Here is a 7,348-nt window from a genome sequence, read left to right on the forward strand (position 1 = left end):
CGGTGGCGGAGATGGTGACGGCGGCGGTGGCCCTCGCGGTCGGCGCGATCCCGGAAGGACTCCCGGCTGCGGTCACGGTGACACTCGCCATCGGGGTGGCGCGGATGGCGCGGCGCAACGCCATCATCCGCCGTCTGCCGGCCGTGGAGACCCTGGGCAGCACCACCGTGATCTGCACCGACAAGACCGGGACGCTCACGGCGAACGCCATGACGGTGAACGTCGTCATGGCCGCGGGCGTGCGGCACGAGGTGTCCGGGATCGGCTACGCGCCCACGGGAGAGATCCACCCCGGTGCCGGCCCGGCGCTGCGCGAGTGCCTGCTCGCCGGGCTGGCGTGCAACGACGCGCGGATCGTCGACGACGGCGGGAACTGGCTGCCCGTGGGCGATCCGACCGAGGCGGCGCTCGTGGTCGCCGCGGCCAAGGCCGGGCTCACCGGGGACGACGTGCCACCGCGGTCTGACGTGCTGCCGTTCAGCTCGGAACGGCTGTTCATGGCGACGCGGCACGCGAACGGCGTGGTCTACGTCAAGGGTGCGGTCGAACGGGTCCTGGAACTCGCGGGCCTCGAGCGCAGCCACGAGGCGGAGGAGCTCGCCGCCATCGGCTTGAGGGTGCTCGCGATCGGCAGGGCGACCGGCGCGGCGCTCACCGAGGAGGGCCTCCAGGGCGAAGTCGAGCTGCTCGGCCTGGTGGCCATGCACGACCCGGCCCGGCCGGAAGCGGTGGAGGCCGTCCGCGCCTGCCGGGCGGCGGGCGTCGAGGTCAAGATGATCACGGGCGACCACCCGGCCACCGCCCGCGCCATCGCCGCGGAGTTCGGCATCTCGGACGTGTACGCCCGCGTGGCGCCCGAGGAGAAACTGCGGCTGGTCGAGCAGTTCCAGGCGGACGGCCAGGTCGTCGCGATGACCGGTGACGGCGTGAACGACGCCCCGGCGCTGCGGCGCGCGGACATCGGGGTGGCGATGGGCCGCGGAGGCACCGAGGTGGCCAAGCAGGCGGCGGACATGGTGCTCACCGACGACAACTTCGCCTCGATCCGCGCGGCCGTCGAGGAGGGACGGGCGGTCTTCGACAACCTGCGCAAGTTCATCATCTGGACGCTGCCCACGAACATGGCGGAAGGGCTCGTGATCCTCACCGCGATCCTGCTCGGCGCGGCGCTGCCGATCCTTCCGGTGCAGATCCTGTGGATCAACATGACCACAGCGGTCGCGTTGGGACTGACGCTGGCGTTCGAGCCGCGCGAGCCCGGTGTGATGACACGGCCGCCGCTACCACCGTCACTGCCGTTGCTGACGCGCAGCCTGGTGGGGCGGATCCTGTTCGTGTCCGCGATCCTGCTGGCCTGCTCGTTCGGAGCGTTCCGGTGGCAGCTGTCGGCGGGCGCGTCGCTGGAGGTCGCCCGCACGGTCGCGGTCAACGTGTTCGTCGGTGCGCAGATCGCCTACCTGGCCAACTGCCGGTCGCTGGAACGGGTTCGCCCGCGCACCGGCCCGAACCGCTGGCTGCTCGTGGGAGTGGCGCTGACCGCCGTGCTGCAGCTGGTGCTGACGTACGTGCCGGTGATGAACGCGCTGTTCCACACGGCTCCGCTCGGCTGGCAGCCCTGGCTCGTCGTGGCGGCGCTGAGCGGTGCGTCGTACGTCCTGGTCGAGCTGGACAAGTGGCGGCACCGCCGGATGAGGGGCGCCGGGTGAAGCGGGAAGTGTACGAACGGGAGCTGCTGCGCCTGCAGACCGAGCTGGTGAAGCTGCAGGAGTGGGTACGCGCGTCCGGTGCGCGGCTCGTGGTGGTGTTCGAGGGCAGGGACGCGGCGGGGAAGGGCTCCGCGATCAAGCGGATCGCGGAACACCTCAACCCGCGGGTCGCCCGGATCGTCGCCCTGCCGGCACCGAGCGAACGCGAGCGGACCCAGTGGTACTTCCAGCGCTACGTCGCGCACCTGCTGGCGGCCGGGGAGATCGTTCTGCTGGACCGCAGCTGGTACAACCGCGCGGGTGTCGAGCGGGTGATGGGCTACTGCACGCCGGAGGAGCACAGGCTGTTCCTCCGGCAGTGCCCCGTGTTCGAGCGGATGCTCGTGGAAGACGGGCTGCTGTTGCGCAAGTACTGGTTCTCGGTGAGCGACGAGGAGCAGGAACGCCGGTTCCGCAAGCGGCTCGAGGACCCGCTGAAGCGGTGGAAGCTCTCGCCGGTGGACCTCGAGTCGGTGACGCGCTGGGAGGACTACTCCCGTGCCAAGGACGAGATGATGGTGCACATGGACATCGCCGAGTCACCCTGGTACGTGGTCGAGGGCGACGACAAGCGGCGAGCCCGGATCAACATGATCGCCCACCTGCTCGGCACGATCGACTACCGCGAGGTGAGCGCACCGGAGATCGCGCTGCCGCAGCGCCCGCCGTCGAAGGGCTACCAGCGCACCGCGCGCACGTTGCAGCGCGAGGTGCCCGACTGGGCGGGAGGACCTCCCGTCATGCGGCTGCCGTCGTGACCGCGACCGCAGACTGGGGAAGACCTGATGGTACGACTCGCAGCGCACCAGGACGTTCCCGGCGAGCACCGTCGCGAGGCGGCGGTCCCGGACGTCAGCGTGGAACTGGCGTTCGCTGACGAGAAGTGGCGTGGTCTCCCGGGGTTCGAAGCCCTGTCCAGGCCTCTCCCGGGCAGCGGTCGCGGACACTGCATGGGGACTCCTTTCCGGCTGAGACCACGGGCTCAGCGGGGTCGAGACGTTGGTCCCTGTGGACAGTCGCGCGCACGCGGAAATCTTGGTGTCGGAGGTGGGACGATGCCCGCGAAACCGATGACCAGATTTGTCCACCAGGCCTTTCCACACCGCAACGAGCTCGCCACGACCGGCGATCGGGTCGAAGGCGCCGTGCTGGCGCTCGGCGTCGCGGTGTCGTTGCTCGCTCTTCCTGTCGCGGCTGCGGCGGGGTCCGAGACGTACGCGGGGGACCAGGCACGAGCAGCCGTCGAGCAGACCAGCAGACAGCACGTGGACGCGATCCTGGTCGTGGACGCCCCCGTGACGATCGGCTCGACCGAACGAGGTGGTGTCGTCGAGTCGACACCGGTTCTGGCGAGGTGGCGGCTGAGTGACGGAAGCACCCGCGAGGGCGTGGTGCAGGCGCACTACGACGCGAAGGCCGGCGCCAGGGTACCGACGTGGATCGACGAAACCGGCGCGGTGACCGAACCGCCGATGACCCGCGAAGGTGCCGCCATCAACGGGATCCTGCTGGCTCTGCTGCTGTGGGGCGCGGCGACGGCCGCGATGGCACTGCTGTACGTCGCGACCAGCTTCGCCCACCGGCGCATCCGGGCGCGGCGATGGGCCGGCGAGTGGCAGCGGATCGCTCCGGACTGGACCGGGCGGGCAGCCTGATGACCGTCCCCATCGGACACTCGAACGTGGTCGTCGTCGGTCTGGACGGTTCCGACTCGGCGCAGCGGGCTGTGTCGTGGGCGGCCGCGGAAGCCGCCCGGCGGGGCGCGGCGCTGCGCATCGTGCACGCCGAGCTGCCCCTGCCCGCCGACGCGCTCGACCTGACCGGGATGGCGCGCGACGCGCTCCACGAGGAGGCCATGGCGTGGGTGCAGAAAGCTGTCGCCGAGGCCGGTGAGGTCGCTCCCGGCCTCGAGGTCCAGGTGCGGGCCGAGGTGAGCACCGCAGCCTGGCTCCTGGAACAGGAGTCGGCGACGGCCGCGCTCGTCGTGGTCGGCTCGCGCGGCTTCGGCGGGTTCACCGGTCTCGTGCTGGGATCGGTCGCGCTCGCCTTGTCGTGCCACGCCCTGTGCCCGGTCGTCGTCGTGCGGGGCAGCGACCCCGTGCCCGACGGGCCGGTGGTCGTCGGGGTGAACGGCTCCCCGCAGAACTGGCACGTGCTCGACAGAGCGTTCGAGGAGGCCGCGACTCGGAGCACGTTCCTCGTCGCCGTGCACGCCTGGTACCCACCGCTGCGCAGCGCCCGGATCGCCGAGTCCGTCGGCATCGTGTGGTCGGAGCTCGACACCGCCCGTGACGAGCTCGTGGGGCAACGGCTTGCGGCGTGCGCAGACCGGCATCCCGGCGTCCGGGTGGAGCGGCACGTCGTGCACGGATCAGCGGCCGGCAAGCTCGTCGCGCTCGCTGAGGGCGCCTCGTTGCTCGTCGTCGGGTCACGCGGCACCGGTGGCCTCAGAGGCATGCTCCTCGGCTCGACCAGCCAGGCCGTTCTGCGGCACGCGCCGTGCCCGGTGCTGCTGGTGCGGCCCTCGCTCGCCGAACAGATGGGCGAGACCTTCCCGGGCCACTAGCCGCGGTCCGGAGCGCCTGTAGAAGGTGTTCACCTCGTGACAGGGCACGGTGCTCTTCGGCCTGCTGCTGGTGAACGGCACGACCGCGACCAGGTCCTCGGGAGCTGACCTGGGGTTCACCTCCAGCACGATGACCTTGACATCGTCGTGGAGCTTGAGCAGGCCGGCGGTTCGCCGGATCGGCGACCCGCATCGGCGAGTGGCTGTGACCGAACGGCGACGAGTGCCGGGGCCGTGATCGCGCCAGCCGCGACCACGGCCCCGGCAGGAACGCGGACAGGGGCGTCGCCTGAACGGCGCCCCCGTCCCGTCGTCGTCACCGCAGCCAGGCGTTCGACTTCACGAACGGCAGGGTGTCCCACCACCGGGCCAGACCCCAGACGGCACCAGAGGCGGTGGCCGCCAGGACGATCAGCACGATCGCGTAGACGACGTGGTAGTCGATGACCGGGTTGGTGGACATCGTGGCCTCGCCGGCCGAGTTGTGCTGCGCGGGCGGCCACTCGGCGGCCCACATCAGCAGCATCATGAGAGTGCCGGCCGCGGCGGCGACCCGTAGCCCGATGCCGAGCACCAGCGCCACGCCGATCGCGAGCAGACCGACCATGAACAGCATGTCGGCCCACCAGGCGCCGGCCCAGTCGCGGAACATGCTCTGGAACGGGCCCACGTCGACACGGCCGAGGAAGCCCTTGGTGGGCGAGCCACCCGAGAACCAGGCGTTCTTGTCCTGCGTGGCGTAGCCGAGGCCGAACGCCTTGTCGAAGAACGCCCAGAGGAAGAGCAGGCCCGTCGCGATGCGCAGCACCGCGAGCGACATGGCCCCCACGTCGGTGTGGGTGCGGGCGGGGGAATGAACAGCGGACATGACTACCTCCCGATGGTTTCTTGCTTGCGAGCAGCGGAGCGCCACAGTTCGTCGGCGCCCCACACGATCACTGGGAATGCCGCGAGCACCACGAGGTGCGCGGCGGGCGGCACCGCGGTGCCGAAGACGTGCTGCAGTGGTGGGAGGGCGACGACCGCGGCCGCGAAGACGACCTCGAAAACGATGCCCCACAACAACAACCGGTTGCTGAACACACCGATCGACCGCAGCGGCGCGTGCTGGGTGCGCGACGCGAACGCCGTCCCGATCTGGCAGGCCACGATGCCGAGGAACGACATGGTGGTCGCCTGCACCCACACGTCGTGCAGCGGCGCGCCGACGCCGACGGGGTCACCGGGCCGCCAGCCACCGGCCAGCAGCGCCAGGAAGAACCCGCCGAGGACCAGCACCGCGGACACACCGCCGAGCAGGCCCCACGCACGCCAGAGCATGCGGCCGTCGATCACGCCGTCACCGCGGCGGCGCGGCGGCCGCGTCATGATGCCGGGCTCGGCGGGCTCGCGGCCCAGGGCGAGTGCGGGAACGGTCTCGGTGCCGAGGTCGATCGCGAGGATCTGCAGGACCGTGAGCGGCAACGGGATCGCACCGCCGGACAGCGCGAACAGCAGGAACGGGATCACTTCCGGCGTGGCGTGCGCGAAGATGTAGAGGATGAACTTGCGGACGTTGTCGTAGACCCGTCGACCGGCCTGGACCGCGGTCACGATGGTCGCGAAGTTGTCGTCGGTGAGCACCATCGTCGAGGCTTCGCGCGCCACGTCCGTGCCCGCGACACCCATGGCGACGCCGATGTCGGCTCGCCGCAACGCCGGCGCGTCGTTCACGCCGTCCCCGGTCATCGCCACCACGTTGCCCTGAGCCCGCAAGGCGTCGGCCACCCTGAGCTTCACCTCGGGAGAGCTCCGCGCGAAGATCAGCTCCTCGTCGCCGCGCAGCACCTCGTCCAGCTGCGCCTCCGTCATCTGCTCCAGCTCGGCCCCGGTGATCACCCTCGTCCCGTCGCGGGCGATGCCGACCTGACGCGCTATCTCCTTCGCGGTGAGGCCGTGGTCGCCGGTGACGACGATCAGCCGGATGCCGGCGGTGTGGCAGCGGGCGACGGCGTCCGCGACCTCGGGCCGTGGTGGGTCGAACATCGCCACCAGGCCGAGCAGCTCGAGGTCCCGTTCCGCGTCTTCGCGCCGCACGGGGACGCTCTCGCACTCGCGCCGGGCGACGGCGAGCAGCCGGAGCCCGCGCCGGGCGAAGCCGGAGATGACCTCCTCGAGCCCGGCCCGGTCGGCGACGGCCGACCGCGCCAGCACCTCCTCAGGGGCTCCCTTGACGTTGACCACGACGCGGTCCCCGTCGCGATCCACCGTCGACATCATGCGGAGCGCGGGGTCGAAGTGGAACTGCCGCAGCCGGTTGCCGTCCCTTCGCCGCGCGTCCACGTCGACGCCGGCTTCCTGCGCCGCGAGGAGCAACGCGAGCTCCGTCGGGTCGCCGCTGCCGTCGGCCAGATCGGCGTTCGTGCAGGCCGCCATCGACCGCGCGAGTGCGGCGCGGTCGGCGACGGGCCACATGTCGGTGACGCGCATGCGGTTCTGCGTGAGGGTGCCGGTCTTGTCGGTGCAGATCACCGTGGTGGACCCGAGGGTCTCGACGGCGGACAGCCTCTTCACCACCGCGCCGCCGCGGGCCAGCACCCGGACGCCGACCGCGAGCGCGAGGGTGATCGTGGGCAGCAGTCCTTCCGGGACGTTCGCGACGAGCAGTCCGATCGCGAAGTTGAACGAGTCGGCCAGGGGGAGCCCGGCGACGAACACACCGATGGGCAGGAACGCCGCACCGGCGCCGACCGCCACCGCGGCGATCAGCCACGCCACCCGCTTCACCTGTCGTTCCAACGGGCTCTCGTCGCGGCCGACCCGCTGCGACAGCGCGGCGATCCGGCCCAGCTCGGTACGCATACCGGTCGCGAAAACCACCGCCCTGCCCTCGCCGCCGGTGCAGCTCGTACCGCTTAACAGCAGGTCGCGCGCGTCGAGCAGCGGGCCGTCGACGTCGGTGAGCTCGGCCGAGCGGAACGCCGGCAACGACTCCCCGTTCAACGTGGAGAGGTCGACCTCGACGCCGCCCTCGATCAGCCGGGCGTCGGCCGACACC

The 7,348-nt window shown here is 71.3% G+C and carries 6 protein-coding genes; 4 read left to right on the plus strand and 2 right to left on the minus strand.

Going from position 1 to position 7,348, the window contains the following annotated elements; genetic code table 11:
* From VF330_RS18850 to VF330_RS18865, 4 genes are all read left to right on the plus strand, one after another.
* Window positions 1-1,706, plus strand: a 1,706-nt coding sequence (locus VF330_RS18850; RefSeq protein ID WP_330852936.1) for an HAD-IC family P-type ATPase, incomplete at its 5' end; no start/stop codon positions are given.
* Entirely contained in the window at window positions 1,673-2,503 is an 831-nt protein-coding gene (gene ppk2 / locus VF330_RS18855) for a polyphosphate kinase 2 (RefSeq protein ID WP_330852937.1), read from the plus strand. The genes VF330_RS18850 and ppk2, both read left to right, overlap by 34 nt.
* Window positions 2,504-2,800: 297 nt before the next feature.
* Entirely contained in the window at window positions 2,801-3,400 is a 600-nt protein-coding gene (locus VF330_RS18860) for a hypothetical protein (RefSeq protein WP_330852938.1), read from the plus strand.
* On the plus strand, window positions 3,400-4,311 hold the full coding sequence (locus VF330_RS18865; RefSeq protein WP_330852939.1) for a universal stress protein: 912 nt from the start codon (window positions 3,400-3,402) through the stop codon (window positions 4,309-4,311). The genes VF330_RS18860 and VF330_RS18865 overlap by 1 nt, the downstream gene beginning before the upstream one ends.
* A gap of 316 nt (window positions 4,312-4,627) precedes the next feature.
* Here the strand turns inward: VF330_RS18865 and VF330_RS18870 are convergent, their stop codons facing one another.
* Window positions 4,628-5,179, minus strand: a complete 552-nt coding sequence (locus tag VF330_RS18870) for a DoxX family membrane protein (protein ID WP_330852940.1) — start codon at window positions 5,177-5,179, stop codon at window positions 4,628-4,630.
* A gap of 2 nt (window positions 5,180-5,181) precedes the next feature.
* A partial coding sequence (locus VF330_RS18875; protein WP_330852941.1) for a cation-transporting P-type ATPase occupies window positions 5,182-7,348 on the minus strand: 2,167 nt, incomplete at its 5' end.

The organism is Lentzea sp., assembly GCF_036380075.1.
GTDB lineage: Bacteria > Actinomycetota > Actinomycetes > Mycobacteriales > Pseudonocardiaceae > Lentzea.